Below are 26,232 nucleotides of genomic sequence, written 5' to 3' on the forward strand. Positions count from 1 at the left end.
GGGACGGCCCCCGGACAGGGAGGAGCGCGATGCAGGCACCGCAGGGCTCGGACGAGGCGTTCGAGGAGTTCGCCCGCGCCGGGCAGACGCGGCTGTACCGCACGGCGTACCTGCTCTGCGGGGACGCCGAGACCGCCCGGGATCTCACCCAGACCACCCTCGCCAAGCTGTTCCAGCACTGGCGCCGGGCGGGTACGGCCGAGTATCCGCACGCCTACGCCAAGACCGTCCTGACCCGCACCTTCCTCGCCGAGCGGCGCCGCCGACTGCGCGACCTGCTCGCCTTCACCCGGACCGGCGGGCTCGCCCCCGCCCCCGCGGCGGAGCACGCCGACCTCCGGGTCACCCTGCTCGCCGCCCTCGCCGAGCTCCCGCCCCGGGCCCGCGCCATGGTCGTCCTGCGGTACTGGGAGGACCTGAGTGTGGAGACCGTCGCCTCGCTGCTGCGCTGCAGCGAGGCGACCGTCAAGAGCCAGTGCTCGCGCTCGCTCACGCGGCTCCGCGACCGTCTCGGCGAGGCCCACCTCTACGCCACCGACCACCACGCCACCGGAAGCTGAGGCACGCCGTGGACGACATCGACGACACCACACTGCTCAAGAGCGCCATGGACCGTACGACCGAGGAACTCCCGCCGCTCCCCGACCTCGTGCCCGCCGCGATGGTCCAGGGCCGCAGGCGGCGCGCCCGGGCCCGTCTCGCCGCCGTCGGGGGGGTCTTCGGCGTCGTGACCGCCGCCGCGCTCGGCCTGACCGCGCTGCCGGGACCCGGCGGCGACGTGACGATGCCCGCCGCGCCGCCCCTCGCCTCCCCCTCCGTGTACCGCACTCCCGTACAACTCCGGCCGACGCCGGGCCAGAAGCCCCCGGAGCCGCGGACCGGGGCCGAGGCGAGCCGCCACGCCCGGTTCCAGCAGCAGGCCGCGGCGCTCCTGGACGAGCTGCTGCCGGCGACGGTGACGGACGTGCGCCCGGTGGACGGCCACGTGGCCCTCTACCGGATCACGTCCGGCGGACGGAACTTCATGGCGGGCCTGTCCGTGCGCCCGGCGGAGGGAGAGGCCCTTCCGCCCTGCCGGAGTGCCCTGGCCAAGCGGACGACCTGCGAGCGGGCGGACCTCGCCCCGGGCCGCACCGCGCAGGTCCGCACGATGCCGGTCAACGAACCCGACACCATGAGCGCGATGGTCGTGTTCGCGTACGGCCGCAGTCATGTGGCCCTCTCCGTCGACCCCTCGGAGAAGACGGCCGGGGCAGCGGCCGCCTCGTCCCCGGTGACGGCGGCTCAGCTGCTCGCCGTCGCCCGCGACGACCGCTTCACGGAGCTGGTGCGGTACGCCGACGAACATCCGGTCCAGACGAAGTCGGTCTCGATCGAGGGCGGCTGACCTCTCGCTGACCCCTCACCAGGCCCTCGCCGGGCCCTCGGCAGGCCGCCTGGGCGGATTTCTGGCGGGCCTGCGACGGGCCGACGCCCGGGCCGACGACCGCGGGCCCGTTCTAGCGGCGGCGGAACACCAGGCGGCCACCGAGCACGGTGGCCACGCAGGTGGCGGCGCCGTGGGCCAGGAGGCCGGCCTCGTCGGGCACGTCGAAGGCGGCGAGGTCGGCCGGTCCACCCACGGTCAGCGGGCCGTGGGCGGTGCCCGCCAGGTCGTGGCCCTCCACGAAGGGGTCGAGGTCCGGGCCGTCCCAGACCGGCGGGGCGAGGAACGGGGCGTCCGGAACCTCCCGCAGCCCGGCTCGCGCGACGGCCTGCCGCACCTCGGGCCGGGCCCCGATGCCCACGTGCGTCGTCCCGTGCGCCAGCATCCGCTGGATGCCTCGCCGCACACTGCCCGCCATCCGGGCCGCGTCCGGAACGAGCGCGTCGAATGCGGGGCCGGAGATCGGGGCGGTGCCCAGCGCCTCCGCCTCGCGCGGGTCGGGGTGGTACACCCGCGTCAGCAGCCAGTGCCCGTGCCACTGGCGCAGCCCCGGTGTCAGGACGCCCGGCCAGCGCCGTGTCCGCGCGTCCGGGTGGGCGGCTGCCACGTCCTCGTACGGGCCGAGGGCCGCGATCTCCGCGCCGCTGACGGCGACCGCCCCGCCGGGCACGGGGGCTCGGCCCCCGCCCGGCAGCAGCAGCTCCGCCGCGTGGATCGTCAGCACGGCGGCCTCAGTTGGCGTTGAGCAGCTTCAGCTCGGGGTGGGCGGTGCCGCCCTCGATCGCCGTGGACGAGATGTGCGAGACGACCCGCTCGTCGACCGGGTCGTTCGCCGGGTCGTCGTGGACGACGAGGTGCTCGTACGTCGTGGCGCGCTGCGCCGGGACGCGGCCCGCCTTGCGGATCAGGTCGATGATCTCCAGCCGGTTCGAGCGGTGCTTCGCGCCGGCCGAGGAGACCACGTTCTCCTCCAGCATGATGGAGCCGAGGTCGTCGGCGCCGTAGTGCAGCGACAGCTGGCCGACCTCCTTGCCCGTGGTCAGCCAGGAGCCCTGGATGTGGGCGATGTTGTCCATGAAGAGCCGCGCGATCGCGATCATCCGCAGGTACTCGAAGAGCGTGGCCTGCGTACGGCCCTTGAGGTGGTTGTTCTCGGGCTGGTACGTGTACGGGATGAAGGCCCGGAAGCCGCCCGTCCGGTCCTGCACGTCACGGATCATCCGCAGGTGCTCGATGCGCTCGGCGTTGGTCTCGCCGGTGCCCATCAGCATCGTGGACGTCGACTCGACCCCGAGGTTGTGCGCGATCTCCATGATCTCCAGCCACCGCTCGCCGCTCTCCTTGAGCGGGGCGATCGCCTTGCGGGGGCGGGCCGGGAGCAGTTCGGCGCCCGCGCCGGCGAAGGAGTCGAGACCGGCCGCGTGGATGCGCTGGATCGCCTCCTCCACCGAGACCTTGGAGATCCGGGCCATGTGCTCGACCTCGGACGCGCCGAGGGAGTGGATGACCAGCTGCGGGAAGTCCTTCTTGATGGCGGCGAAGTGCTTCTCGTAGTACTCGACGCCGTAGTCCGGGTGGTGGCCGCCCTGGAACATGATCTGGGTGCCGCCGAGCTCCACGGTCTCCGCGCAGCGGCGCAGGATGTCGTCGAGGTCGCGGGTCCAGCCCTTGGCCGTGTCCTTCGGCGGCGCGTAGAAGGCGCAGAACTTGCAGGCCGTGACGCAGACGTTCGTGTAGTTGATGTTGCGCTCGATGATGTACGTCGCGATGTGCTCCGTACCCGCGTAGCGGCGTCGGCGCACGGCGTCGGCCGCGGCGCCCAGCGCGTGCAGGGGCGCCGAGCGGTAGAGGTCGAGCGCCTCCTCGGGGGTGATCCGGCCACCCTCGGCGGCGCGGTCGAGGACGGACTGAAGGTCGGCCTTCTCGGTCACCGGGTGGTCCCTTCGGAGGGTGCTGCACTGACCGAGCCAGCCTACGCCAGGGGTTGTCGGGACTTTCGCAGGGTGCCCGTGGGACGGCCGGCCGCCTCCTCCTCGGAACGGTAGGCGAGGGTGCCGTCCGCGTTGCGGGTCAGGGTGAAGGCCGACGTCCCTCCGGTGCAGAGGCCCTGGGTGCCCGGGCGGTCGGGGTCGGTGCGGTCGGCGATGCGCAGTTCGGTGGCGGTGGCGGAGGTCAGCTTGCCGATCCCGTGGCAGCGGACGGTGGTGCCGAGGACGCTGATCGTGTGGGTGGTGCGGACGACGTCCTCGCCGGTGGTGCCCGCGGTGACGACGGCGGTGAAGTCGCCGTGCGGGGAGCCGTTGCGTTCGGTGGTGGGCCCGGTCCAGGTGCCGAGGAACGCCGAGGGGACGGAGCCGGCGGCGGGGGCGCTGGTGGGCGCGGTGGCGGCGGGCGGACTCGACGTGTTCCCACCGGTCCCGCCGGCGTCGGCGCCCCTGCGGCCGCCGGGCACGAGGTCGAAGAGGTACCCCGCCCCCAGGGTCACGGCGGCGAGCGCCCCGGCGACGGCGAGCGCGACGCTGCAGCTGACGCGCCGCCCGGCCGCCATGGAGAGGGTCACCTGCCGCCGGCCGGTGGCGTCCGCCGGCTGCTTACGGCCCTGCCCCTTGCGGGGCGCTGGCACGCCGGGGGGCATGGGGGGCACGGCCCCGGGGCCGAAGACGCCCGGCGGCGGATCCGTCGGGACGCCGAAGACTCCCGGCGGCGGGCCGGCCGCGGCCACGCCGGGGCCGGCGGGCGACACCGAGGGGACGGTGAAGGGGACGGGACCCGAGACGTTCGGGTCGGGGAAGGGCGCGGGCACAAGAGGGAAGGGTGCGGGGGCCGGCGGGAAGGGTGCGGGAGCCGGCGCGGCACCGAACCCACCGGGCGCCGCACCCGTGTCCGCTCCCGCACGCGCGTCGAGTTCCAGGAGGCGTACGGCGGTCCTGCTGATCTCCTCCACCAGCGGGCCCGGCAGCCAGCCGCGCGCCACGAGCACCGACGCGCCGTCCGGGGCGAGCGCGGCGGCGAGGGCGGCCGGAGCGGGCCGGGCCTCGGGGTCCTTCGCGAGGCAGGCCACCGCCAGTTCCCGCAGGTCCCCCTCGAGCGCGCCCAGCTCGGGCTCCTCGTGAACGACCTTGTAGAGGAGGGTCGCGGAGGTGTCGCCGGGGAAGGGATGGGTGCCGGTCGCCGCGTAGACGAGGACCGCGCCGAGGGAGAAGACGTCGGACGCGCCCGTCGCCCCGTGCCCGAGGATCTGCTCGGGCGCCATGTAGCCGGGCGAACCCATGGAGACGCCGCTGGCCGTCAGCGAGGCCGTGCCGTCCAGGGCCCGCGCGATGCCGAAGTCGATGAGCCGGGGGCCGTCCAGGGCCGCAAGCACGTTCGAGGGCTTCACGTCCCGGTGAACCAGACCGAGGCCGTGCACGCCCGCCAGCGCCTCGGCGAGGCCCGCCCCCAGGGTCCGCACGGTGTGCTCGGGCAGCGGGCCGACCGCCTCCACGGCCCGGGCGAGCGTCGGCCCGGCGACGTACCCGGACGCGACCCACGGCACGGCCGCCTCCGGGTCGGCGTCCAGGACCGGCGCGGTCCACTGACCGCCGACCCGCCGGGCGGCCTCCACCTCGCGCCGGAACCGCGCCCTGAACTGCTCGTCCAGGGCGAAGTGCGGGTGCACGATCTTCACGGCGACGGTCCGGCCGCCCTCGTTGCGGGCGAGGTAGACGCGCCCCATGCCGCCGGCGCCGAGACGGCCGAGGAGCCGGTAGGCACCGATGGTCCTCGGTTCGCCTGCTTCGAGCGGCTGCATGTCTCCCCTTCGAGCGGCGCGGAGCCCTTCGTGGGCCGGATCACCACGATTCGGAACCGTACCCAGCCAACCGATCCCCCACCACGTCCCTCCTCCACTCCGTCATCACCGTCGCGTCCCCCAGCACCCGGAGTCGCCGCCATGAAACGCCTCCCCAAGATCCCCGCGATCCTCGCCGCCGTCCTCGCGCTCGGGGTCACGGCCGCTCTGGTCGGCGGCTGCTCGGGGGAGGGCGCGCCCGTCACGTTCGACACCCCGCGATCGACGGCCGGGGCCGAGCAGCCGGACGCGCGACGCACGCCCGGGAGCGCGCGGACCCCTGGGGCGAGCGTCCCCGAAACGGTTCTCCCCACCGGCCCCAAGGCGAGTTTCACCACGGCCAACACCCTTGAGGACGGCACCAAGATCGGCGTCACCACGCTCGCGGGCGCGAAGTCCGGCTTCACCGGCAAGGTGTGGGTGTGGGCCCCCAAGCAGTATTTCGACCCGAAGTACGCCGAGAGCGGCTTCCCGGTCCTCGTGGCACTGCCGGGCGGCAACGGCTATCCGGTGAATTACTGGATGGGTACGGACCTCAAACTGCAGTCGAGCATCAGCGAGTGGTCCCGGGAAGGGAAAAGCCTTCCGTTCATTGTCGTGATGCCCGTCCTCAACCCCGACGACGACTTCTACTACGACGGCAGCGATATCCCGGGGCAGCCGAAAATGGGCACCTGGCTGACCGAGGACGTGCCCGATTTCGTCCGGGCGAATTTCCGTACGTTCGCGTCCCGTGACGGCTGGGCGTTCATGGGCTCGTCCTCCGGCGGCTTCGCCGGACTGAAGGCCGTGCTCCAGCGCCCCGACCGGTTCAGGGCCGTGATCGCGTCCGGCCCCGACACCGTCCCGGACTCCCCGCTCTGGGCGGGCCACGAGGCGGAACGGCAGGCGAACAACCCGGAGAAGCTGGCGGCGGCGCTCGCGACGAAGCCGGACACCGAGGAGAACCGGGTCTACGTGGCGTTCCAGATCGGGTCGGAGGAGTCGGGCGCTCCCCGGCTGAGGTCCTTCATGCGGCACCACGGCAAGGGCCCGGTGAAGACCCGCCTCCAGGTCATCCAGGGCGGCGGGCACAACGCCAGGGGGTACATCCGGGGCATGGGCGAGGGGTCGATGGAGTGGATCAGCCGGCACATGACGGCGCCGGTCCCGTCCTCCTGAGGACCCGCGGGTTCACCCGCCCCCGGGACCGAACCGACGGGCCGCCGGGGGTCCACCGGGGTCCACCGGGCCTGACCGGCCGCATGGACCGACGGGCCGCCGGGGCCTTCCGGCCGACCGGACGACCCGCCGCCCGGACCACCCGCCGACCGGGTCCGTCCGGCGTCAGCCCAGCAGTTCGACCTTCACGTCCGCCGGGAATCCGGTCGTCGGGCCGGTCCGGCGGGCGAACTCGCGTACGCCCGCCTGCTGCTCGGGCCCGAAGCGGAAGTCCAGCGTCCGGAAGTACCGCTCCAGGAGTTCCGCGTCGAAGGACTCCCAGCGCGCGGCCTGCTCGGCGACCTTGGCGACCTCCACCAGCGACAGATCGCGCGAGGCCAGGAACGCCTCGTGGACCTCGCGCACGGTCTCCGGCTCGCGGGCCAGGAAGTCCTTGCGGGCCGCCCACACGGCGAAGACGAAGGGCAGGCCCGTCCACTCCTTCCACATCAGCCCCAGGTCGTGGACCTCGAGACCGAGCCGCGGCGCGTCGTGCAGCGAGGCGCGCAGGGCGGCGTCACCGATCAGGACGGCCGCCTCCGCCTCCTGCATCATCAGGCCGAGGTCGGGCGGGCACGTGTAGTAGTCGGGCCGTACGTCGTACCGCTCGGCGAGCAGCAGCTGCGCGAGGCGTACGGAGGTGCGGGAGGTGGACCCGAGCGCCACCCGCGCCCGGTCCAACTGCTTCAGGGGCCGCTGGGAGACGATCACGCAGGACATGACGGGCCCGTCGCAGCCCACGGCGATGTCCGGCAGGGCGACGAGATCGTCCGCGTTGCGGAGATATTCGACGAGGGTGATGGGGCCGATATCGAGGTCGCCGCGCACCAGCCGCTCACTGAGCTTCTCCGGCGTGTCCTTCGTCAGCTCCAGATCGAGGAGCGTTCCGGTGCGGGCCAGGCCCCAGTAGAGGGGGAGGCAGTTCAGGAACTGGATGTGTCCGACGCGGGGCCGGCTGCGCTGGTGGTCGTCGCTTGCATTGTCCACATCGCGAGGCTAGCCCCGTCTCGTACGGTGGACATCGCCGGGGGCTCGCGTGGCGTTCAGGTCAGCCGCCGAGAAGCGCGTCAAACGTGTGGGTGACGTGATCTTTCCCTCTAGTGCGGCGCACACCCTGCGTGCTACGCTCATCGCAAGTTGCAGTTTGGTTTCCCTTGCAGTACAGAGCCTGCGGAGCATGTGACCCGCAGGCTTTTGTAGTTTTCAGACTTGTTTGCAGGTTCTGGAGCAGGGCAACCCTTTGGCCCAAGGAGGGCTTATGGCTACCGGAACCGTCAAGTGGTTCAACGCTGAAAAGGGCTTCGGCTTCATCGCCCAGGACGGCGGCGGCCCGGATGTCTTCGTCCACTACTCCGCGATCAACGCGTCCGGGTTCCGCTCCCTCGAGGAGAACCAGGTCGTGAACTTCGACGTCACGCAGGGTCCGAAGGGCCCGCAGGCGGAGAACGTCACCCCGGCCTAAGTTGCCCGGGTCGGCGATCGCGCACGGCTAGAGAAGTACCCAAGGAGCCCCGCTCCGTGCCTTCGGGCACGAGCGGGGCTCCTGCCTTGTGCCCGCCGCGTCCCGCACCGCTGTGCCACGCTGGACATATGACCGAACGCAAACCGCCCGGCGTCAGCTTCGAGTCATTCGTGGACAAACAGATCCGCGAGGCTGCGGAGCGCGGCGAGTTCAGGAACCTGCCCGGCTTCGGGAAACCGCTCGACGACGACAACGCCCCCTACGACGCGCTGTGGTGGATCAAGGGCAAGATGCACCGCGAAGGCGCGTCCGTCCTCCCGCCCTCGCTGGCGCTGCGCAAGGAGGCCGAGGACGCGGTGGAGGCGGTCGGGCAGGCCGTGTCGGAGGCGCAGGTGCGCCGGATCCTCGGCGAGATCAACACCAAGATCGCCGCCGCCCTGACCCGCCCGCCGGCCGGGCCGCCGCTGCACCTGAAGCCGTTCGACGTGGAGGCGACGGTGGCGCGCTGGCGGACGGAGCGCGAAGGGGGCGGGTCGGGCCGGTAGTTCCCCCTCAGCCGGGTCGCCGGCCGGTCGTTCCCCCGGGCCGCCGGCCGGTCGTCCCCCCTCCCCCCTCAGCCGGAGAGCAGGATTCCGCGGGCGCTCGCCCAGGTCGGCACCGGGTCGAACTCCTCCGCGGTCCGAGATCCGGAAGGGCGAGGAGCGTCTGCCGGCCCGGCTTCTGGCGGCGGACCGGGAGGTGTTCGTCCGGGCGCTGCGGATCCTGGCCACCGACCAGGTGAACTCGGCCGCCGCACGGCCGCGTCACCGGCCGTGCGGTGCGCCCCTCGCCGCTCCTCGGTGGCCCACTGGACGGAGCACATCCCAACCGTCGAGCGAGGAGTGAGTGACATGAGGAGCGCCGACCTGCTGCTGGACGCGTTCGGCCGCGTCCAGGAAGCCGTGCACGGGGCCGTCGAGGGCCTGACGGAGGACGAGCTGACCGCCAGGATCGACGATGAGGCGAACTCGATCGCGTGGCTGGTCTGGCACCTGACGCGGATCCAGGACGACCATGTCGCGGGGGCGTTCGGCACCGATCAGCTGTGGACGTCCGACGGCTGGAAGTCCCGCTTCGGCCTCCCGTTCCCGGCGGGCGCCACGGGTTACGGCCACTCCGGCACCCAGGTCGCCAAGGTCCGCGCCCCGGCGGAGCTGCTGCTCGGCTACTACGACGCCGTCCACGCCCGGACCCTGGAACACCTCGGGTCGTTGACCGACGCCGACCTCGACCGCGTCGTGGACGATGCCTGGGACCCGCCGGTCACCCTCGGCGTCCGCCTGGTGAGCGTGATCGCGGAGGACAACCAGCACGCGGGCCAGGCGGCGTACGTACGAGGCGTGGTGGAGCGGCGCTGACGACCGGAGCGGCCAAGGGGGCGGCGTGGCGCGTTCTCGGAGGTGGCGTACAACCATCCTCCGTGATCGCGAGTCTGACCTGGCGCAACGCATGGTGCGTCTGGTCTTCCTGAGGAGAACCCGCCTTGTCCCACGCTCGTCCCGCCGCCCGTCGCCGGCTCGCCGCAGCCGTCGTCACCGTGCTCGCCGTCACCGTCGGCGCGGCCGCGCTCACCGCTCCGGCGACAGCTGCCCCGGCCGCCGAAGGCACCACGGGGGCGGCGACGACCACGACGACGGTCGCCCCGTTCCCGAAGAAGAGCACGGTCTTCGGCGCGGGCGCCACGGGCTACCTGGTCCTCTCCCAGATGCCTCCCGTGGCCGAGGAGCCCTACTCGCAGATGCGGTACTGGGTTCCGGCGGACGGCTCCGCCCCGCAGGAGCTGAACTGGGGCGCCAAGGTCGAGAGCACCGGCTCCGGCGACATCGTGGCTGTCAGCTGGGGCGAGGAGGCCCACCTCCTCGACATGGCGACCGGGCAGAAGCTGCGCGCGGTGCAGCTCGGCAGCGACGTCACCTACGTGGGGGCGGCAGGCAAGGCCCTGTTCACCACGATGCTCAACGGGTACGGCGAGCGGATCATCCACCTGACCGCCGTCGGTGCGACGGGCAAGATGACCACCGGTCTGCCGGGAGACGCCACGAACATCGGCGTCAAGCCCGGCACGGCCGGCCACGCGCTGCTGACCTACTCCAGAGGCACCGGTACGACGGCCAAGAAGTACGTGGCCACGCTCGACCTCGCCGCCAACGCGGTGACCGAGACGTACGAGCTCCCCGCCGCCGCGAAGGGCAACATCGCCCTCTCGGCGACGCACCTCGCCTGGGTCCAGTACGACGCGATGGACAACGTCAGGGTGGTGGCCGTCGACCGCACGACCAAGGCCGTGCGGAACTTCGACGTCGGCAGCGCCTGGCGCAACGACGTCGAGGTCGGCCTGGTCGGCGACTGGGTCACGTACGGCACCCGCAGCGGCCTCACCGACCTGGAGAAGGACCCGCTGTACGCCCTGACCGCGCGCAGCCTGAAGGACGGGACCACCACCCGTAAGCTCCTCGACCACACCCTCTCGGCCGCCGTCGCGCCCGACGGTGCCCAGATCGTGCGCGGTGGCACGGTCGCGGAGGGCGAGGGGCTCTACCGGATCGCTCCGGGCGCCGACGGGGCCCCGACCGCGACGCTCGTCGCGAGCAGCGGCGAGTCCACCAAGGTCGCCCTGCTGGGCTCCAAGGTCCCCGCCGTCATCGACCTCGACCAGAACCTGGGTCGGGCGCGGCTGGAGTGGACCCTGTCCCGGTACAACGTGCACGCCAAGGTCACCCTGCGGCACGTGCGCACCGGCAAGGTCTTCACCATGACCTTCACCCAGCCGGTGGACGGGGTCGTGCGCCTCGACTGGGAGGGCCACCTCAACGACGGCATGTTCGAGAGCGCCCACAACGGCGACTACACGTGGCAGATCAGTGCCGAGCCCATGAACGGCATCGGCCCGACCCTGACGTCCCCCCTCGGTACGTTCAAGGTCGTCCGCAAGGCCGCGCCGCACGACTACAACGACAACGGCTCCCCGGACGTCCTCCTGCGCGACGGCTCGGGCCGGCTCTACCGTGCCGATTCGTACTACGACCGCTACAACCACCAGCTGCAGCCCGGTGAGCAGAAGCTCATCGGCTCCGGCTGGGGCGGCTACAACCAGATCGAGGCCGCCGGCAACATCGGCGGGGCCGCCCACGGCGACATCATCGCCCGCGACACCGCCGGCGTGCTGTGGCACTACCTCGGCAAGGGCGACGGCACCTTCGCCACCCGGTACAAGATCGCCTCCGGCCTGGGCGGCTACAACAAGTTCGCCGCCGGCAGCGACCTCACCGGCGACGGCAGGCCCGACCTCGTCGCCACCGACACCGCCGGGGCCATGTGGCTCTACAAGGGCACCGGCAGCTGGAGCGCTCCGTTCACGTCCCGCGTGAAGATCGGCACCGGCTGGCAGGGCTACAACCAGATCACCGCCACTGGCAACATCGCCGGAGGCGCCGCCGGCGACCTCGTCGCCCGCGACAACGCCGGTGTCCTCTGGCTCTACCTCGGCAAGGGCGACGGCACCTTCGCCTCCCGCGTCAAGGTCGGCGCCGGCTGGGGCGGTTACAGCCACATCGTCGGCATCGGCGACGCGAACCGGGACGGCCGCCCCGACCTCTTCGCGACCAACTCCGCCGACAGCAGGACGTACCTCCACAAGGGAACCGGCAGCTGGAGCGCGCCCTTCGGGCCGCGAGAGGAATCCACCCTGCCCAACAACAGGCCGACGTCCGTCGTCTGATCCGACGGCGCGGCGGCCCCCGGGGCGGAACGTGGTCACCACGTCCCGCCCCGGGGCTTTCGCTCTACAGGTACGGTCGGGTGATCAGCTCGATCGCGTGCCCGGACGGGTCCATGAAGTACACGCCCCGCCCGCCGTGCTCGTTGTTGATCTCACCGGGGCGCCGCATCTGCGGATCGGCCCAGTGCTCGACACCGCCCTCGCACAGCCGCTGGTACGCCCGGTCGAACAGCTCGTCGTCGATCAGGAGGGCGTAGTGCTGCATCTGGATCTCGATGTGTGCCGGCGGCGTCGCGAACTGGAGGAGCACGCCGTCGGTGAGCTGGATGTTGGTGAAGGGCCCCCAGGACGGCGCTTCGGGCAGCTCCAGCAGCTCCCGGAAGAACAGAGCCGATTCCTTGCTGTCCTTGGCGGCGATGATGGTGTGGTTGAACGTGACTGTCATACGGTTGACCTCGCTTGTTTCGACAGGGAAGAGGGACGCTCGGTGCGGGAGCACGAGGAGGTCCGCGGGTCGAAACAAGGGGCTGGGGGTGCGTCGGCCGCACCCACCGCGCGATCAGTCCACCACCGGGTGGCCAATCCGTGAGTGGCGCAGCGACGCCGGTCCGGTGTTCACGTCGGGGATGCTACCGATCGACGGTCGGCGGCGCAGGTGCATTTCGCGTCACCCGACGGGTGTTTTTTTCCGACGGAGGGTCCTTGTTCGTTTTCGTGTGTGCGGGGTGCGGCGCCGAGCTGACCGACCCCTTGTCCCAGGTTCCCCTGCCTGCCCATGCCCATCAGTCGTACGGGAACGGGCTCCAGCTCCCCGTGCTCATGGAGTCGGGGACCTTCGCCGTGGAGCCGGAGCCCTGGGGGCCGCCGTGGCGGACGTGGGAGGAGATCGGTCCGGAGGAGGCGGCGGCCCGCGGTGTCCACGCGCCCGTCCGCGGCCTCTCCGACGGCGCGCCCGGCGCGATCGTCATCGCCCCCGGAGAGCTTCGCGGCGCCGTGCTGGTCCCCGAGAAGCGCGGCGGCGCCTGCTGCGGTCTCGCCCACCGTGACGGCCCCAACATGGCCTGTGAGGCGTGCGGTCTGCTCGTGGCGACCAGGATCGACGACTGCTCGCTCTGGCAGGCGGTGTGGCTCGCCCCGGACGCCGTGCACCGCCTGCCCGTCGACGACGGTCCGGCCGACGGCGAAGCCGCCGACGCCGGACCGCTCTCCTGGGAGAAACTGAGCGAGGAGGGGCACAGCACTCCCCCGTTCGAGCCGATCACCAGCTGGGGCTCACCGCACGCGTCGAGCGATCCCTGGTCATGGAGCCCCCAGTGGGAGGCGGCGGCCGGGCAGGCACTCGCCCATCTGCTGGCGGCCTCCGAGGGACAGCCGGTCACTGTTCCGGGTGGTCTGGCCCAGGACGTCTTCCAGCACGCCCTCGACGTCCTCCTCCCCGCCGGTCCGGTGACGCGGCGCGCCGTCCTGGCGGGACCGGGACTGCCGGCCCCCGATCCGGACGCCGACATCCTCCTCGTACCGGTCCATCCGCGCACGGGACGCACCTGGACCCCCGACGGACCGGCCAGGTCGGCGTACCCGGTGCCGCTGCCGTTCGGGGTATGGCGATGGATGGCCTTCCCCCAGCCCCCGCTACCGGTTCCGACGTCGGGCCGTGTGGACAAGGAAATGCTCGACATGCTCGACGACCTGTCCTCGCCGCACTCCTCCCGCCCCTTCCGGTTCGACGCGACGTTCGAGCGCACGCTGGTCCGGCTGCCGGCCGTCCGGAACCCGTGGCTGCGCGCGTTGTACGACAGGCTCACGCGGCGCGGCGGCGTCCCGGACTTCTAGGACGTGATGCGAAAGTCCCGCCTGGCCCGCGACGCCTGGCACGTTCCCTGGTCGTCTCAGAACGCGAAGACCGCGCCCGTGCTCGCGTTCAGCTCGCACGCGTTGCCGAACTCCTTCTTCCAGCTGAGCGGCGCGTCGTTGAAGGTGCCCTCGGCGGTCGCCGTGACGGGGTCGTACTCCATGGTGCAGACGATGTCCGTACCGCGCTTGAGCTTGTCGATCTCGCCGCCCGCGTCGTGCAGCGCGTCGCACGCGGCGTCCGCCTTGGGGTGGTTGCCGCCGTTCGGGCGGCAGCCCAGGAAGACGTCCTTCGCCGTGCCCTCCGCGTCGGTGACCGTCAGGTGGAGACGGGTGGGCGGCTTCGGCGCGGCGTCCACCGCGCTCACGGCGCCGGGACCGAGGCCGAGGCCGGCGAAGGCGGTGGCGGCGGCCAGGCTGTACGCAAGGGTGCTGTTCATGCCCCGGCCAACGACAGCGCTCCTACCGGGTCACTAGGCTCCACCCATGTGACCAGCGAATTCATCCTCTTCGACGTGGACGGCACCCTGATGGACGCCGTCGCCAACCAGCGCCGGGTCTGGCACGCCTGGGCGGCGCGCCACGGCCTCGACGGGGACGAGGTGTACGCGGTGGCGCTCCGCACCCGGCCCGTCGAGACCTTCGCCGCCGTCGCGCCCGGTCTCGACCCGGACGCGTGTCTCGCGCTCCTCCACGAGCTGGAGGACGAGGACGTCCGTACGGGCACGTACGCCGCTTTCGACGGCGCGGCCGAGCTGCTCACCGCCCTGCCTCCCGGCTCCTGGGCGCTCGTCACGTCCAACTACGAGCACCGGGTCCGGGGCCGCTTCGCGCGCACCGGTCTCCCCCTGCCCGACCTGATCGTCGACGCCGCGTCCGTACGGGAGGGCAAGCCGTCCCCGGCTCCGTACCTCCTGGCGGCCGAAAGGCTGGGCGCCGATCCGGCCGCGTGTCTGGTGGTCGAGGACGCGCCGTCCGGTGTGCGGGCGGCCGTGGCCGCCGGCATGACGGTCTGGACGGTGAACGCTCCGACGGCTCCCGAGGGTTCGCACCGCCACTTCGGGTCACTGGCCGAGGCGGCTCCGGAGATCCGTGCCACCCTCGGGCCGCTCGTGTGAGGTGAGGAGTGGGCGCGATGTCCTGTCGGCGAGGCGGTCAGGCGCCCCCGCCGCCCCCGCGCGGGCGGAACACCGGGACCGTCACGTCCCCCTCCGGCCGGAAGGTGACCTCCAGGTCCATCCCGATCCGGAGGTCGCCCTCCGCGACGTCCACCACCTCGGTCATCAGCCGCGGTCCCTCCACGAGGTCGACCACCGCCGCCACGTACGGCACCCGGTCGCCGAAGGGCGGGAGGTCGTTGCGGTGGACGACGGACCAGGTGTAGAGCGTGGCCCGGCCGCTCGCCGGCTCCCACCGCACGTCCTCGCTCCAGCAGTGCGGGCAGAACTCGCGCGGGTAGTGGTGGGGTCTGCCGCAGCCGTCGCACCGCCTCAGAAGCAGCCGGCCCTCCCCCGCCGCGTCCCAGTACGGGCGGGTGAAGGCGTCGATGTCGGGGTCGGCGGCGGTCATCCGAAGAGTCCGATGGCGTGGTCGAGGGACCAGGTCTGCCAGGACATCGCGAAGAGCGCGACCAGGGAGATCAGCGCCATCATCGCGTTCTGCCCCTGCTCGGCCCAGTCGTGGATCATCAGGACGAGGTAGAGGAGGTTGAGGAGCAGGCCGGCGATCAGGGCGACCGGGGTGAGGACGCCGAGGACCAGGCCCAGGCCGAGCGCCAGTTCGGCGTAGACGACGACGTATGCCATGAGCTTGGGTCGGGGGGCGACGACGGAGTCGAAGCCGCGCTTCACGAACGGCCACCGGTGCTTCCCGGCGACGTCCGCCGCCCACGCGATGCCCGTGCCGCGCTCGAACCAGCCCTTCCTGTCCTTGTGGCGCCAGCTCTCCAGCCACCACAGGCCGAGGCCGATGCGGAGGACGGCGAGCCACTCGGCGCCGGTGAGCCAGATGGTCTGCGTCTGCGTCTGCATCGGTCGATACCCGCCCCTCCCGAAACTGATCTGACGGTACGTCAGTTCAGCCGATCGGGACCCCTCCGCGCAAGACCCCCGCACCCTCCACCCATACGTGACCGTTTCGCAACCGATTCCCCTCTTGACCGAGACCCAACAAGTGAGCTTGTCGTTACGCTGAGCATTCGTGACCAACACCCCCCAATCCAGACCGGATCACCCCGTCTACGTCATCGGGGGCGGACCCGGCGGGCTCGCCGCCGCCGCCTCCCTCCGCGCCCAGGGCGTACGGGCCGTCGTCCTGGAGAAGTCCGACGCCGTCGGCGCCTCGTGGCGGGCGCACTACGACCGGCTGCGGCTGCACACCACCCGTCGCCTCTCCGCGCTGCCCGGGCTGCCGATGCCCCGCTCCTTCGGGCGCTGGGTCGCCCGCGCGGACGTCGTGCGGTACCTGGAGAAGTACGCCGAGGTGCACGAGCTGGAGATCGTGACGGGTGTCGAGGTCTCCCGCGTCGAGCGCGCCGGTGACGACTGGCTCCTGCACGCGACCGGCGGCCGGCGGCTGACGGGGCGGGCGGTCGTCGTCGCGACCGGGTACAACCACACGCCCCGCCTGCCCGCGTGGCCGGGCGCGGACACGTACGGCGGCGAGCTGGTCCACGCGAGCGCCTACCGCAATCCGGCGCCGTACGAGGGGAAGGACGTCCTCGTCGTCGGCGCAGGGAACACGGGGGCCGAGATAGCCGCCGACCTCGCCGAGGGCGGGGCGGCGCGGGTGCGGCTCGCGGTGCGCACCGTGCCGCACATCGTGCGGCGCTCCACGGCCGGATGGCCGGCGCAGCGCAGCGGCATCATGGTGCGGCGCCTGCCGGTGCGCCTGGTGGACGCGGTGGGCCGGCTGCTGAGCCGCGTCGCCGTGCCGGACCTGTCGGAGCACGGGCTGCCCCGGCCGGACACGGGCCTGTACTCGCGGCAGCTCGACGGGGCCGTCCCGGTGCAGGACGTGGGCCTGATCGACGCCGTACGGAAGGGGAAGGTGGAGATCGTCGGCGCGGTCGAGTCCTTCGGCGGCGACAAGGTAATGCTCGTGGACGGCTCAGCGATCACACCGGACGCCGTGATCGCGGCGACCGGCTACCGGCGGGCCCTGGAGCCGCTGGTGGGCCACCTGGGCGTCCTCGACGAGCGCGGACGGCCGGTGGTGCGCGGCGCGCGGACGGCGCGCGAGGCGCCGGGGCTGTACTTCACGGGGTTCACGAACCCGATCAGCGGCATGTTCCGCGAGATGGCCCTCGACGCGGAGAAGATCGCCCGCGCGATCGGGAAGGCGGCCGCGCGCCGGCCCGGCCGGACACCCTGACCGAAGCGGGAAGCCCCCGGCCCGGACGTCGTGGCCCAAACGGGAAGCCCCCGGCCCGGCCGCCCTGACCGAAGCGGGAAGCCTCCGGCCCGGACGCCCCTGTTCGGCCTCGGCACCCCGGCCCGGTGCTTCAACCAGGTCGGCGCCGCAGCCGGGTCTGCCGCGGTCATTCCTGACTGGGCGTCAGTTCTGTAATCTGACTAAGCGTCAGTTCATACAGAGCTGCCGGACGGTGCTGTCCGGCGACGAGCGGGAGAGCGGGCGGAACGATGCTTGGATCGACTCACGGCACCTTCACCACCGATCTCCGCGCCCGGGTGGACGCCTGCGGAGAGCCGCACTCCGACCGGAACGTCGTGCGCGGCACGACCGCCATCGCGGGAGACGTCGACGTCAGCGGACGGCCGTTGCACGCGCCCGTGCCCGACCTCGACCGGTTCTTCCGGCCCACGTCCGTCGCCGTCGTCGGCGCCTCGGACGCCGAGGGGCGGCCCAACACCGGCATCACCCGGCAGCTCATCGCCTGGGCCGAGCGCGTCGGCGCCCGTCTCGTGCCCGTGCACCCCACCCGTACGAGCGTCTTCGGGATCGACTGCGTGCCCTCGGTCGGCGCGCTGGGCGAGCCCGTCGACCTCGCCGTCCTGCTCGTCGCCGATCCGCTCCCCGTCATCGGGGAACTGGCCGAGGCCAAGGTGAGGTTCGCCGTCGCCTTCGCCTCCGGCTTCGCCGAGACCGGCGACGAGGGCGCCGCCGCGCAGGATCGTCTCGCCGACGCCGTCCGCCGGTCCGGCATCCGTCTGCTCGGCCCGAACACCAACCTCAACGCCTTCGAGCGTTTCCGCGACGACCTGGACGGGCCGGCGATCGCGCTCATCACCCAGTCGGGGCACCAGGGCCGGCCCGTGCACACCCTCCAGGAGCTGGGGATACGGCTCTCCCACTGGGCCCCCACCGGCAACGAGGCCGACCTGGAGACCGCCGACTTCATCTCGTACTTCGCGACCCGGCCCGAGGTCGGGGCCATCGCCTGTTACGTCGAGGGCCTCAAGGACGGGCGCTCCTTCCTGCTGGCCGCCGACCGCGCCGCCCGCCAGGGGGTGCCCGTCGTCGCGGTGAAGGTCGGGCGGACCGAGGCCGGCGCGCGGATGGCCGCCTCGCACACCGGCAAGCTCACCGGCGCGGACCAGGTCGTCGACGCGGCGATGCGCCAGTTCGGGGTGATCCGGGTCGACGGGCTGGACGAGCTCCAGGACACCGCCGCCCTGCTGGCCAGGGCCCGCAAGCCGGTGGCCGACGGTGTCGTCGTGTACTCGATCTCGGGCGGCACCGGCGCCCACTTCTCCGACCTCGCCACGGCCGCCGGGCTGCGGCTGCCGACGCTCTCGCAGGCCACCCAGGACGAGCTGCACCAGTGGATACCGCCGTATCTGAGCGTGGCCAACCCCGTCGACAACGGCGGGCATCCGGTCGGTGACTGGCGCGGGCGGAAGATCATCGACGCGATCCTCGCCGACCCGTCCGTCGGGGTGCTGATCTGCCCCATCACGGGCCCCTTCCCGCCCATGAGCGACAAGCTGGCGCAGGACCTGGTCGACGCGGCCGAGGCCACCGACAAGCTGGTGTGCGTGGTGTGGGGCTCGCCCGTGGGGACGGAGGCCGCCTACCGCGAGACCCTGCTCGGATCGTCGCGCGTGGCCACCTTCCGTACGTTCTCCAACTGCATCGGGGCCGTACGCGCCTACCTCGACCACCACCGCTTCACCACCGCCTACCGCTCCCCCTTCGACGAGGCTCCGCGCACGCCCTCCCCGTCCTTCCGCAAGGCGCGGGCCCTGATCCGGCCCGGCCGGCAGCTGAGCGAGCACGCGGCGAAGCAGCTGCTGCGGGCGTACGGGATCCGGGTGCCGCGCGAGCAGCTGGTGACGAGCGCCGCCGCGGCCGTCCGGGCGGCCGGTCTGGTCGGTTATCCGGTGGTGATGAAGGCGTCCGGGGCGCAGCTGGCGCACAAGACCGAACTGGGCCTCGTCAAAATCGGGTTGACCTCGGCGAGCCAGGTGCGGGACGCGTACCGCGAGCTCACCGACATCGCGCGGTACGAGGGTGTCGACCTCGACGGGATCCTGGTCTGCCAGATGGTGGGGCGCGGGGTCGAGATGGTGGTGGGCGTGACCCGCGACCCGCTCTTCGGGCCGACGGTGACGGTGGGGCTGGGGGGCGTCCTGGTCGAGGTCCTGAACGACGCGGCCGTGCGCGTGCCGCCGTTCGGCGAGGACCAGGCCAGGCAGATGCTCGGCGAACTGCGCGGGCAGGCGCTGCTGAAGGGCGTACGGGGGGCTCCGCCGGCGGACGTGGACGCGCTCGTGGAGGTCGTGCTGCGGGTGCAGCGGATGGCGCTGGAGCTGGACGCCGACCTCGCCGAACTGGACATCAACCCACTGATGGTGCTGCCGCGCGGGCAGGGCGCGGTGGCGCTCGACGCGCTCGCGGTGTGCCGATAGGAGCCCTGGGGAGCCCTGTGGAAGACGTACTGCACAGCGTCGGCAACGGCGTCTCGTGGATCACGCTCAACCGGCCCGGGGCGATGAACGCCGTCACCTGGGACCAGCGCGAGCGGATCATCGCGCTGCTGGGGGACGCCTCGGCCGATCCGGACGTACGGGCGGTGGTCCTGACCGCCACCGGGCGGGGCTTCTGCGCGGGCGCGGATCTGCGCGGGGCGCCGTCGGGCGGGCCGCGGGTCCCCGGGGACGTGGCGCGGACCATCCGTCTGGGGGCGCAACGCCTGATCGGGGCCGTACTGGACTGCGAGAAGCCGGTGATCGCGGCGGTGAACGGGACGGCGGCCGGGATCGGGGCGCACCTGGCGTTCGCCTGCGATCTCGTCCTCGCGGCGGAGCCGGCGACGTTCATCGAGGTGTTCGTGCGGCGCGGCCTGGTGCCGGACGGGGGCGGTGCGTATCTGCTGCCCCGGCTGATCGGCCCGCGTCGCGCCAAGGAGCTGATGTTCTTCGGCGACGCGGTGTCGGCCCACGACGCCCGGGAGCTGGGGCTGGTGAACCGGGTCGTCGCGGCGGAGGAGTTGGAGAAGACCGCGCGGGAGTGGGCCGAGCGGCTGGCCCAGGGGCCGACCCGGGCGCTGGCCCTGACGAAGCAACTGGTGAACGCCTCGCTGGACAGCGACCGTGCCACGGCGTTCGCGGCGGAGGCGGCGGCGCAGGAGATCAATATGACGACGCGGGACGCGAACGAGGGCGTGGCGAGCTTCGTGGAGCGGCGGACGCCGCGGTACGAGGGACGGTAGCCGCCCCGGCCTCCCGGAATCGAGCGGGTGGCGCGTGGGCCGCTCCGACGGGGGCCGTCGCGGGCCGACCGGGCGGACGCGGTGGGACCCGGGGACCCCGGGACGGGCTTCGGTGGCCCGTCCCGGGGTCCTGTCGCATCCGGACAGGGCCGACGGGTATTCATCTGACGCTCCGTCAGCTTCAATGGGCGGTGTGATGGGACACGCAGGGATGGCGGCCACCGCCGTCCGATACCTCAGGTCGGCCGGATCACCCACGGCCGTCGATCCACACCCCAGGCCGCGGCTCCGGGCGGTACGGGAGGACGAGCGGCTGCCCGTCGACCCGGCCGAGTTCCGGCGCGTCCTCGGGCACTTCGCGAGCGGCGTCACCGTCGTGACGGCCCTCGCCCCCGACGGCCCGGCCGGCTTCGCCTGCCAGTCCTTCGCCTCACTCTCCCTGGACCCGCCGCTGGTGGCCTTCATGGTCGCCCGTACGTCGACCACCTGGCCCCGCATCGCCCGCGCCGGCGGCTTCTGCGTCAACGTCCTCGGCGCGGAGCAGGGCGCGTTGTGCCGGGGCTTCGCGAGGAGCGGGAGCGACAAGTTCGCGGGCGTGGACCACGACCGCGCCCCGGTGACGGGCTCCCCCCGCCTCGCGGGGGCCCCGGCCTGGATCGACTGCACGATCGCCGCGGTCCACACGGGCGGGGACCACCTGATCGTGGTGGGCCGGGTGGAGGCGCTGGGGGCAGCGGAGGAGGGCGAGCCGCTGCTGTTCCACCGGGGGCGTTTCGGGCGGTTCACTCCCTAGGACTGTCAACAACGCTCGTGATCAATACACCTAGGGTGTGCCGCGACGCGCCGACCTATGATCGCCTCGGCCGGCGGGACCGAGGAGATGAGGCGCTGTGGACGTGGATCAGGACGGTTCACCCGGTGAGATCGTCTGGGCACGGGACCTGCCGCTGCGCTTCGCGCTCGTCAGTGAGGAGTGGGACGGGGAGCGGACGGTGTGGGCGCGGTGCGTCGACGCCGAGGGGCTGTTCTCGGACCGGGCCGCGTTCCGCGAGCGACTGACCCTCGCCGGCTGCGCGCCCACCGGCCGGCTCCGCAAGGCCGCCGAGCGGTGCGCCGGACAGCGGGCGCCCGTCCCGTTCGGCCGGTTGAACCTCACCGTGAGCGACCTGGACGCCGAGAACTCGTACGCCTACGACCACTGTTCGCTCGACGATGTCGTCCTCCTCGGCAGCGGGCCCAGCGCCGAGGACCCCTCGCGGCTCGACCTCGTCGTCGAGTGCGTCGTCACCGAGGCGCCGCCCTCCTGGAGCACGGAGCCCGCGCGGGCGGCCGTCACCCTCCTGAACGGCACCAGCGGGCTCCCGCTCGGGGACTGCCGGCGGGTGCAGGGGCTGTACGGCCCCCGGCCTGCCCCCGTCCGGCCTCCCGTCCGGCTCATCGGCTGCGAGCCGGGGCCCCGCCTGCTGCGCCGGCTCGTCGACCCCGGGGGCGGGGGTGACCACATGCAGCTGTGGCTCCTCGACCGTGCGGGCCGCCCGACCGGGGTCCAGGAGCACATCACGGCGGACGTCGACGAGTGCCGCCCGTCCCGGCTGGGCGGCGCGCTGATCGATGTGAAGCTCAAGGCCGGGCTCCCCGGCCGCATACCCTTCCCGCCCGCCGCCCGGCCCGTCTGGGAGCTCTGGCACGAGGGCCCGCCCCGGGAACCCGGCGCGTGGGCGCCGTTCCCGACCGAAGGGCGTGAGGAATGGCTGCGGTCGGCCGAGGTGTGCTTCGGGCCCGAAGAGCCCGGAGCGGTGTGCGAGATGGACGGGCGGTACGTCACCGACATCCCGGGCCTGCACTGCGCGATCGGCGAGGCGGTCGGCGGCCCGGGGCGTCAGTGGCACCAGTGCTGGAGCGCGCTGCGCGGCTGCCAGTGCGGCGGCGAGCCGCCCCCCGAGCCCTTCACGCTCGTCTGGCACGACGCGGACGTGGCCCGGCGGGCCCTCGCGGGCGTCAGCGTGGACGTGGAGGGCGAGCTGGGCTACTTCGACGCGGTGGTGCCGTTCCTGGAGCGGATGGGCATCACCGTCGTGCTGCGCTAGGCCGGGCCCGCGGGCGCCTTCAGGACCGTGGCCGGTTCGCGGCGGCGGATCACCAGGGCCATCAGGGCCGCCGCCGCGCACAGGGCGCCCGAGGCGTACCAGACCACGTCGTACGAGCCGAAGGCGTCCCGCGCCACGCCGCCCGCGAAGGCGACCACCGCCGCGCCCACCTGGTGGGAGGCGAGGACCCAGCCGAAGACGATCGCGCTGTCCTCGCCGTAGTGCTCGCGGCAGAGCGCGATCGTCGGCGGGACCGTGGCCACCCAGTCCAGGCCGTAGAAGACGATGAAGAAGATCATCGGCGGGTGGACGGACGGCGCGAGCAGCATGGGCAGGAAGAGCAGCGAGACGCCCCGCAGCGCGTAGTAGACGGCGAGGAGCCGCCGCGCCTCGAAGCGGTCCGTGAACCAGCCGGAGGCGATCGTGCCGACGACGTCGAAGACCCCGATGACGGCGAGCAGCGAGGCCGCCGCGGTGATGGGCATCCCGTGGTCGTGCGCGGCCGGCACGAAGTGTGTCTTGACCAGGCCGTTGGTCGACGCGCCGCAGATCGCGAAGGTGCCGGCGAGGAGCCAGAACGGTCCGGTGCGGGCCGCCCTGAACAGGACGGTGACCGCCCGGCGGGCGGCGCCCTGGACCGGCGCGGGCTTCGGGACGAACTCCGCCGCCCCGTACGGCGCGAGGCCGACGTCCGCCGGGTGGTCGCGCAGCAGCAGCCATACGAAGGGCACGACGGCGAGCGCGGAGAGCGCCACGGTCACCGAGGCCGGGCGCCAGCCGTGGTTCTCGACCAGCCAGGCCAGCAGGGGCAGGAAGACCAGCTGGCCCGACGCGCCGGCCGCCGTGAGGATGCCGGTCACCAGACCGCGCCGGGCGACGAACCACCGGTTCGTCACGGTCGCCGCGAACGCCAGCGCCATCGAGCCGCTGCCGAGGCCGACGAGGATCCCCCAGAACAGGACGAGTTGCCAGGCCGCCGTCATCCACACGGTCAGCACGGACCCGAGCGCGATCACGCTCAGCGCGACGGCGACGACCCGGCGGATGCCGAAGCGGTCCATCAGGGCCGCGGCGAACGGCGCCGTCAGGCCGTACAGCGCGAGGTTCACCGAGACCGCGAAGCCGATCGTGCCGCGCGACCAGCGGAAGTCGCGGTGCAGGGGCTCGATCAGCAGCCCGGGCAGCGAGGCGAAGGCCGCGGCGCCGATGATCGTGACGAAGGTGACCGCCGCGACGAACCAGGCGCGGTGCACTCGGGGGGTTCGGGGCAGGACGGGAGGCGTCGCGGGGGTCTGGGTCGTCTGGGTCACGTCACACAGCATCGCGAGCGCCGGCCCCGCGCGACCACTGGCCCGCATGACAGCTTTCACAAGTATCGGGCCACAGGACCGGCATGGCGGGCGGGCGGCGGTCGGCCCGGCGGGCGGGCGGCGGTCAGCCGAGCGCCCGGTCCGCGGGCCGCGGTCAGCCCGGTCCGCGGGCGCTCGGCAGCACGGCCGGCGGCGCTACACCCGAGGCAGCGTCCTGATCGGCCGCACCACCAGCAGGACCACCACCACCAGCACCGCGATCCCCGCCCCCGCGAGCAGGACCTCCTCCGTGCCCAGCGCCTCCGCGACCGGCCCTGCCAGCGCCCGGCCCGCCGCCATCATCAGCAGCGATCCGGCCACCTCGTACGCGTGCATCCGGTTCAGCGCGTCCTGCGGCACATGCGTCTGCACCGACGTCGACCACATCACCAGCCAGAACGCGAAGGCGGCCCCGCCCAGGAACTGCCCCACGCCCAGCCACGCCACGGACACCCCCGAGCCGAGCAGGAGGAGGTTCACCGGCAGCCCGAGCAGCGCCACCGCGCCCGCCGCCAGCGGGCGGCGCGGACGCAGCCGCAGGGCGAGCAGGCCCCCGGCCGCGCTGCCGGCACCGTTGACGGCCATCAGGGTGCCGTACGCGGCCGAGCCGTGGTCACCGGTCACCAGGGTGGCGGTCAGCGGCACCATCGGCCCGGCCACCGTCAGGCCGTACACCGTCCAGATCGCGATGACTCCCCACAGCCAGCTGCGGGCCCGGAACTCCCGCCAGCCGACGACCATCTCGGCGCCCAGCGAACCGCGTACCGCCGTGTCGCCCCGGGCCGCGGGTATCCGCATCAGCGCGAGACAGACCGCGCTGACGGCGAAGGTCGCGCCGTTCGCGCCGAAGGCGGCGCCCGCCCCGGTCAGGGCGACCAGGAGGCCCGCCACGGCCGGACCCGCCATGGTCATCAGGGACTCGACGACCCGCAGGACCGCGTTGGCGCGCTGCACGTCCGGGGCGATGCGCGGGATGGTGGAGGCGACGCCGGGCTGGAAGAGGGCGGAGCCGACCCCGCTCACGGCGCTGAGCGCGTACACGGCCCACAGAGGCGGGCTGCCCGCGGTGAAGGAGACGGCGAGGACGGCCGCGCCGGGCAGCCGCAGCAGATCCGCGAGGATCATCATCCGCCGTGCGGTGAAGCGGTCGGCGAGGACGCCGCCGAAGACGACGAAGAGCGCGAAGGGGCCGATCCAGGCGCCCAGCGCGTACCCGACGGAGGAGCCGGGGTGCCCCGCGCCGAGCAGACCGGCGGCGAGGGCCACGGGCACCATGCCCTCGCCGAACACGGCGGCGGCCCGGGCCACGAAGAAGAGCCGGAAGTCACGGTTCCACAGGGCGGGACCCACGACCGGTGCGGGAATGGGCTCCCGGACCTCAGACTTGTACGAGTAGTGCTCCGATGGCTTGTCCGTCACAGACCCGACTTCTAGCAGCAAGTGGTCTGGACCACAAAGGAAATTACTCGTGCCGCACCGTGTCGCCGTCCTCGCCCTGCCCGGCCTCCTCCCCTTCGAACTGGGCATTCCCCACCGGATCTTCGGCCGCGCCAAGGACACCGAGGGTCGCCCGCTCTACGAGATCGTGACCTGCGCCCCGGTCGCCGGCCCGGTCCCGACGGACGCGGACTTCGCCGTTCAGGTCGAGCACGGCCCGGAGGCGCTCGCGGCGGCGGACACGGTCGTCGTCCCCGCCTCGTACGAGCTGGGCCCCGTCTACGACGAGGGCCGGCTGACCGGCGAACTGGCGGCCGCCCTCGCGCACATCCGGCCCGGGACCCGGCTCGTGTCCATCTGCACCGGCGGGTACGTGCTGGCGGCCGCCGGCTATCTCGACGGGCGGCCGGCCACCACGCACTGGGCCTCGGCCGAGCACTTCCAGCGGCTCTTCCCGAAGGTCCGGGTCGACGCGGACGTGCTGTTCGTCGACGACGGGGACGTGCTGACCTCGGCGGGCGTCGCCGCCGGGATCGACCTGTGCCTGCACATCGTGCGCCGCGACCACGGCAGCGCCGTCGCCAACGAGGTGGCCCGCAGGACCGTCGTACCGCCGCACCGGGACGGCGGGCAGGCGCAGTACATCCAGCGCCCGCTGCCGGAGTCCGGCGCGGCGACGACGACGGCGGCCCGCGCCTGGGCGCTGGCCCATCTGCACGAGCCGATCCAGCTGCGGGACCTGGCGGTACGGGAGTCGATGAGCGTACGGACGTTCACGCGCCGCTTCCGGGAGGAGGTCGGCATCAGCCCCGGCCAGTGGCTCACCCAGCAGCGGGTGGAGCGGGCCCGCCACCTCCTGGAGTCCACGGACCTGCCGGTCGACCAGGTGGCTCGGGACGCCGGTTTCGGCACGCCGCAGTCGCTGCGGTCCCACCTCCAGGCCGCGATCGGGGTGAGCCCGAGGGCCTACCGGCGCACGTTCCGGGCGGGTGCCGTCCAGAGCCCGTACGCCTGAACCGTGTCCGGAAGGTCCCGCCTGGCCCTGCTTCTTCGTACACGGCCTAGATGTATTGATCACGAGCGTTGTTGACAGTCGCAGGTCTTGATCATGGCGAAGACCTCCGGTGTGGTGGAGGTGTCTAGGACTACACCGCACGGAGG

General features: G+C 72.9%; 25 protein-coding genes. 15 read left to right on the forward strand and 10 right to left on the reverse strand.

Going from position 1 to position 26,232, the window contains the following annotated elements; translation table 11 throughout:
• The first annotated feature begins 29 nt into the window (after positions 1 to 29).
• Together ACZ4VW_RS29210 and ACZ4VW_RS29215 are read left to right on the forward strand one after the other, a co-directional pair.
• The gene (locus tag ACZ4VW_RS29210) at positions 30 to 560 is read left to right on the forward strand and encodes a SigE family RNA polymerase sigma factor (RefSeq protein WP_467967529.1); all 531 of its coding nucleotides are present in this window, start codon (positions 30 to 32) and stop codon (positions 558 to 560) included.
• An 8-nt stretch (positions 561 to 568) separates the two neighbouring features.
• Positions 569 to 1,387, forward strand: a complete 819-nt coding sequence (locus ACZ4VW_RS29215; protein WP_467967531.1) for a hypothetical protein — start codon at positions 569 to 571, stop codon at positions 1,385 to 1,387.
• Positions 1,388 to 1,499: 112 nt separating this feature from the next.
• Here the strand turns inward: ACZ4VW_RS29215 and ACZ4VW_RS29220 are convergent, their stop codons facing one another.
• The 3 genes from ACZ4VW_RS29220 to ACZ4VW_RS29230 are packed head-to-tail and all read right to left on the reverse strand — an operon-like array spanning position 1,500 to position 5,216.
• Positions 1,500 to 2,150 (reverse strand): imidazolonepropionase-like domain-containing protein, encoded by a 651-nt coding sequence (locus ACZ4VW_RS29220; RefSeq protein WP_467967533.1) that lies wholly within the window; start codon positions 2,148 to 2,150, stop codon positions 1,500 to 1,502.
• A 7-nt stretch (positions 2,151 to 2,157) separates the two neighbouring features.
• Positions 2,158 to 3,357 (reverse strand): cyclic dehypoxanthinyl futalosine synthase, encoded by a 1,200-nt coding sequence (gene mqnC, locus ACZ4VW_RS29225; RefSeq protein WP_467967535.1) that lies wholly within the window; start codon positions 3,355 to 3,357, stop codon positions 2,158 to 2,160.
• A 41-nt stretch (positions 3,358 to 3,398) separates the two neighbouring features.
• Positions 3,399 to 5,216, reverse strand: coding sequence for a serine/threonine-protein kinase (locus tag ACZ4VW_RS29230; RefSeq protein ID WP_467967537.1), 1,818 nt, complete (start codon positions 5,214 to 5,216; stop codon positions 3,399 to 3,401).
• 141 nt (positions 5,217 to 5,357) lie between these two features.
• On the opposite strand from ACZ4VW_RS29230, the gene ACZ4VW_RS29235 reads away from it, so the two are divergent.
• The gene (locus ACZ4VW_RS29235; RefSeq protein WP_467967539.1) at positions 5,358 to 6,416 is read left to right on the forward strand and encodes an alpha/beta hydrolase; all 1,059 of its coding nucleotides are present in this window, start codon (positions 5,358 to 5,360) and stop codon (positions 6,414 to 6,416) included.
• A 165-nt stretch (positions 6,417 to 6,581) separates the two neighbouring features.
• On the opposite strand, the gene ACZ4VW_RS29240 is transcribed toward ACZ4VW_RS29235, so the two are convergent.
• Complete coding sequence (locus ACZ4VW_RS29240) at positions 6,582 to 7,442, reverse strand: menaquinone biosynthetic enzyme MqnA/MqnD family protein (protein ID WP_467967541.1); 861 nt, start codon at positions 7,440 to 7,442, stop codon at positions 6,582 to 6,584.
• 271 nt (positions 7,443 to 7,713) lie between these two features.
• Here ACZ4VW_RS29240 and ACZ4VW_RS29245 point away from each other — a divergent pair, with 271 nt between their 5' ends.
• The 4 genes from ACZ4VW_RS29245 (at position 7,714) to ACZ4VW_RS29260 (ending at position 11,674) form a co-directional block, all read left to right on the forward strand.
• Positions 7,714 to 7,917: a cold-shock protein gene (locus tag ACZ4VW_RS29245; RefSeq protein WP_003967102.1), complete on the forward strand. Its 204-nt coding sequence runs from the start codon at positions 7,714 to 7,716 to the stop codon at positions 7,915 to 7,917.
• 128 nt (positions 7,918 to 8,045) lie between these two features.
• Positions 8,046 to 8,462 carry a DnaJ family domain-containing protein gene (locus tag ACZ4VW_RS29250; protein ID WP_467967544.1) on the forward strand — a complete coding sequence of 139 codons (417 nt, stop codon included), beginning with the start codon at positions 8,046 to 8,048 and terminating at the stop codon, positions 8,460 to 8,462.
• Between the two features lie 345 nt (positions 8,463 to 8,807).
• Positions 8,808 to 9,314, forward strand: a complete 507-nt coding sequence (locus tag ACZ4VW_RS29255) for a mycothiol transferase (protein WP_467967546.1) — start codon at positions 8,808 to 8,810, stop codon at positions 9,312 to 9,314.
• A gap of 125 nt (positions 9,315 to 9,439) precedes the next feature.
• The gene (locus tag ACZ4VW_RS29260) at positions 9,440 to 11,674 is read left to right on the forward strand and encodes an FG-GAP-like repeat-containing protein (protein WP_467967548.1); all 2,235 of its coding nucleotides are present in this window, start codon (positions 9,440 to 9,442) and stop codon (positions 11,672 to 11,674) included.
• 64 nt (positions 11,675 to 11,738) lie between these two features.
• On the opposite strand, the gene ACZ4VW_RS29265 is transcribed toward ACZ4VW_RS29260, so the two are convergent.
• Positions 11,739 to 12,119 (reverse strand): VOC family protein, encoded by a 381-nt coding sequence (locus tag ACZ4VW_RS29265; RefSeq protein ID WP_467967550.1) that lies wholly within the window; start codon positions 12,117 to 12,119, stop codon positions 11,739 to 11,741.
• A 257-nt stretch (positions 12,120 to 12,376) separates the two neighbouring features.
• Here ACZ4VW_RS29265 and ACZ4VW_RS29270 point away from each other — a divergent pair, with 257 nt between their 5' ends.
• Positions 12,377 to 13,507 carry a hypothetical protein gene (locus ACZ4VW_RS29270; protein WP_467967552.1) on the forward strand — a complete coding sequence of 377 codons (1,131 nt, stop codon included), beginning with the start codon at positions 12,377 to 12,379 and terminating at the stop codon, positions 13,505 to 13,507.
• 56 nt (positions 13,508 to 13,563) lie between these two features.
• On the opposite strand, the gene ACZ4VW_RS29275 is transcribed toward ACZ4VW_RS29270, so the two are convergent.
• Positions 13,564 to 13,965: an SSI family serine proteinase inhibitor gene (locus ACZ4VW_RS29275; protein ID WP_467967554.1), complete on the reverse strand. Its 402-nt coding sequence runs from the start codon at positions 13,963 to 13,965 to the stop codon at positions 13,564 to 13,566.
• A 48-nt stretch (positions 13,966 to 14,013) separates the two neighbouring features.
• On the opposite strand from ACZ4VW_RS29275, the gene ACZ4VW_RS29280 reads away from it, so the two are divergent.
• Positions 14,014 to 14,643 carry an HAD family hydrolase gene (locus ACZ4VW_RS29280; protein WP_467967556.1) on the forward strand — a complete coding sequence of 210 codons (630 nt, stop codon included), beginning with the start codon at positions 14,014 to 14,016 and terminating at the stop codon, positions 14,641 to 14,643.
• 37 nt (positions 14,644 to 14,680) lie between these two features.
• Here ACZ4VW_RS29280 and ACZ4VW_RS29285 read toward each other — a convergent pair whose 3' ends face one another.
• Together ACZ4VW_RS29285 and ACZ4VW_RS29290 are read right to left on the reverse strand one after the other, a co-directional pair.
• Positions 14,681 to 15,094 (reverse strand): Zn-ribbon domain-containing OB-fold protein, encoded by a 414-nt coding sequence (locus ACZ4VW_RS29285; RefSeq protein ID WP_467967558.1) that lies wholly within the window; start codon positions 15,092 to 15,094, stop codon positions 14,681 to 14,683.
• The gene (locus ACZ4VW_RS29290) at positions 15,091 to 15,555 is read right to left on the reverse strand and encodes a DoxX family membrane protein (protein WP_467967560.1); all 465 of its coding nucleotides are present in this window, start codon (positions 15,553 to 15,555) and stop codon (positions 15,091 to 15,093) included. Before ACZ4VW_RS29290 ends, ACZ4VW_RS29285 begins: the two co-directional genes overlap by 4 nt.
• A gap of 169 nt (positions 15,556 to 15,724) precedes the next feature.
• Between ACZ4VW_RS29290 and ACZ4VW_RS29295 the strand changes: the two genes are divergently transcribed.
• The 5 genes from ACZ4VW_RS29295 to ACZ4VW_RS29315 all read left to right on the forward strand — a co-directional run bounded on the left by ACZ4VW_RS29295 (position 15,725) and on the right by ACZ4VW_RS29315 (position 22,285).
• Complete coding sequence (locus tag ACZ4VW_RS29295) at positions 15,725 to 16,897, forward strand: flavin-containing monooxygenase (RefSeq protein WP_467967562.1); 1,173 nt, start codon at positions 15,725 to 15,727, stop codon at positions 16,895 to 16,897.
• Positions 16,898 to 17,166: 269 nt separating this feature from the next.
• Entirely contained in the window at positions 17,167 to 19,395 is a 2,229-nt protein-coding gene (locus ACZ4VW_RS29300; RefSeq protein WP_467967564.1) for an acetate--CoA ligase family protein, read from the forward strand.
• An 83-nt stretch (positions 19,396 to 19,478) separates the two neighbouring features.
• Complete coding sequence (locus tag ACZ4VW_RS29305; protein WP_467967582.1) at positions 19,479 to 20,198, forward strand: enoyl-CoA hydratase/isomerase family protein; 720 nt, start codon at positions 19,479 to 19,481, stop codon at positions 20,196 to 20,198.
• Positions 20,199 to 20,409: 211 nt separating this feature from the next.
• On the forward strand, positions 20,410 to 20,991 hold the full coding sequence (locus ACZ4VW_RS29310) for a flavin reductase family protein (RefSeq protein WP_467967584.1): 582 nt from the start codon (positions 20,410 to 20,412) through the stop codon (positions 20,989 to 20,991).
• Between the two features lie 97 nt (positions 20,992 to 21,088).
• Positions 21,089 to 22,285: a barstar family protein gene (locus tag ACZ4VW_RS29315; protein WP_467967566.1), complete on the forward strand. Its 1,197-nt coding sequence runs from the start codon at positions 21,089 to 21,091 to the stop codon at positions 22,283 to 22,285.
• On the opposite strand, the gene ACZ4VW_RS29320 is transcribed toward ACZ4VW_RS29315, so the two are convergent.
• On the reverse strand, positions 22,282 to 23,607 hold the full coding sequence (locus ACZ4VW_RS29320; protein WP_467967586.1) for an MFS transporter: 1,326 nt from the start codon (positions 23,605 to 23,607) through the stop codon (positions 22,282 to 22,284). The genes ACZ4VW_RS29315 and ACZ4VW_RS29320 overlap by 4 nt on opposite strands.
• A 183-nt stretch (positions 23,608 to 23,790) precedes the next feature.
• Positions 23,791 to 24,999, reverse strand: a complete 1,209-nt coding sequence (locus ACZ4VW_RS29325) for an MFS transporter (protein ID WP_467967587.1) — start codon at positions 24,997 to 24,999, stop codon at positions 23,791 to 23,793.
• Between the two features lie 103 nt (positions 25,000 to 25,102).
• Between ACZ4VW_RS29325 and ACZ4VW_RS29330 the strand changes: the two genes are divergently transcribed.
• On the forward strand, positions 25,103 to 26,086 hold the full coding sequence (locus ACZ4VW_RS29330; protein WP_467967568.1) for a GlxA family transcriptional regulator: 984 nt from the start codon (positions 25,103 to 25,105) through the stop codon (positions 26,084 to 26,086).
• Positions 26,087 to 26,232: the final 146 nt, after the last annotated feature.

This window comes from Streptomyces sp. NPDC029139 (genome assembly GCF_055564335.1).

Coding starts and splice junctions, on each gene's coding strand:
- ACZ4VW_RS29210 (WP_467967529.1), top strand. CDS start 30: ATGCAGGCACCGCAGGGCTCGGACGAGGCGTTCGAGGAGTTCGCCCGC.
- ACZ4VW_RS29230 (WP_467967537.1), bottom strand. CDS start 5,216: ATGCAGCCGCTCGAAGCAGGCGAACCGAGGACCATCGGTGCCTACCGG.
- ACZ4VW_RS29235 (WP_467967539.1), top strand. CDS start 5,358: ATGAAACGCCTCCCCAAGATCCCCGCGATCCTCGCCGCCGTCCTCGCG.
- ACZ4VW_RS29245 (WP_003967102.1), top strand. CDS start 7,714: ATGGCTACCGGAACCGTCAAGTGGTTCAACGCTGAAAAGGGCTTCGGC.
- ACZ4VW_RS29250 (WP_467967544.1), top strand. CDS start 8,046: ATGACCGAACGCAAACCGCCCGGCGTCAGCTTCGAGTCATTCGTGGAC.
- ACZ4VW_RS29255 (WP_467967546.1), top strand. CDS start 8,808: ATGAGGAGCGCCGACCTGCTGCTGGACGCGTTCGGCCGCGTCCAGGAA.
- ACZ4VW_RS29265 (WP_467967550.1), bottom strand. CDS start 12,119: ATGACAGTCACGTTCAACCACACCATCATCGCCGCCAAGGACAGCAAG.
- ACZ4VW_RS29275 (WP_467967554.1), bottom strand. CDS start 13,965: ATGAACAGCACCCTTGCGTACAGCCTGGCCGCCGCCACCGCCTTCGCC.
- ACZ4VW_RS29285 (WP_467967558.1), bottom strand. CDS start 15,094: ATGACCGCCGCCGACCCCGACATCGACGCCTTCACCCGCCCGTACTGG.
- ACZ4VW_RS29290 (WP_467967560.1), bottom strand. CDS start 15,555: ATGCAGACGCAGACGCAGACCATCTGGCTCACCGGCGCCGAGTGGCTC.
- ACZ4VW_RS29300 (WP_467967564.1), top strand. CDS start 17,167: ATGCTTGGATCGACTCACGGCACCTTCACCACCGATCTCCGCGCCCGG.
- ACZ4VW_RS29305 (WP_467967582.1), top strand. CDS start 19,479: ATGAACGCCGTCACCTGGGACCAGCGCGAGCGGATCATCGCGCTGCTG.
- ACZ4VW_RS29310 (WP_467967584.1), top strand. CDS start 20,410: ATGGCGGCCACCGCCGTCCGATACCTCAGGTCGGCCGGATCACCCACG.
- ACZ4VW_RS29320 (WP_467967586.1), bottom strand. CDS start 23,607: ATGCTGTGTGACGTGACCCAGACGACCCAGACCCCCGCGACGCCTCCC.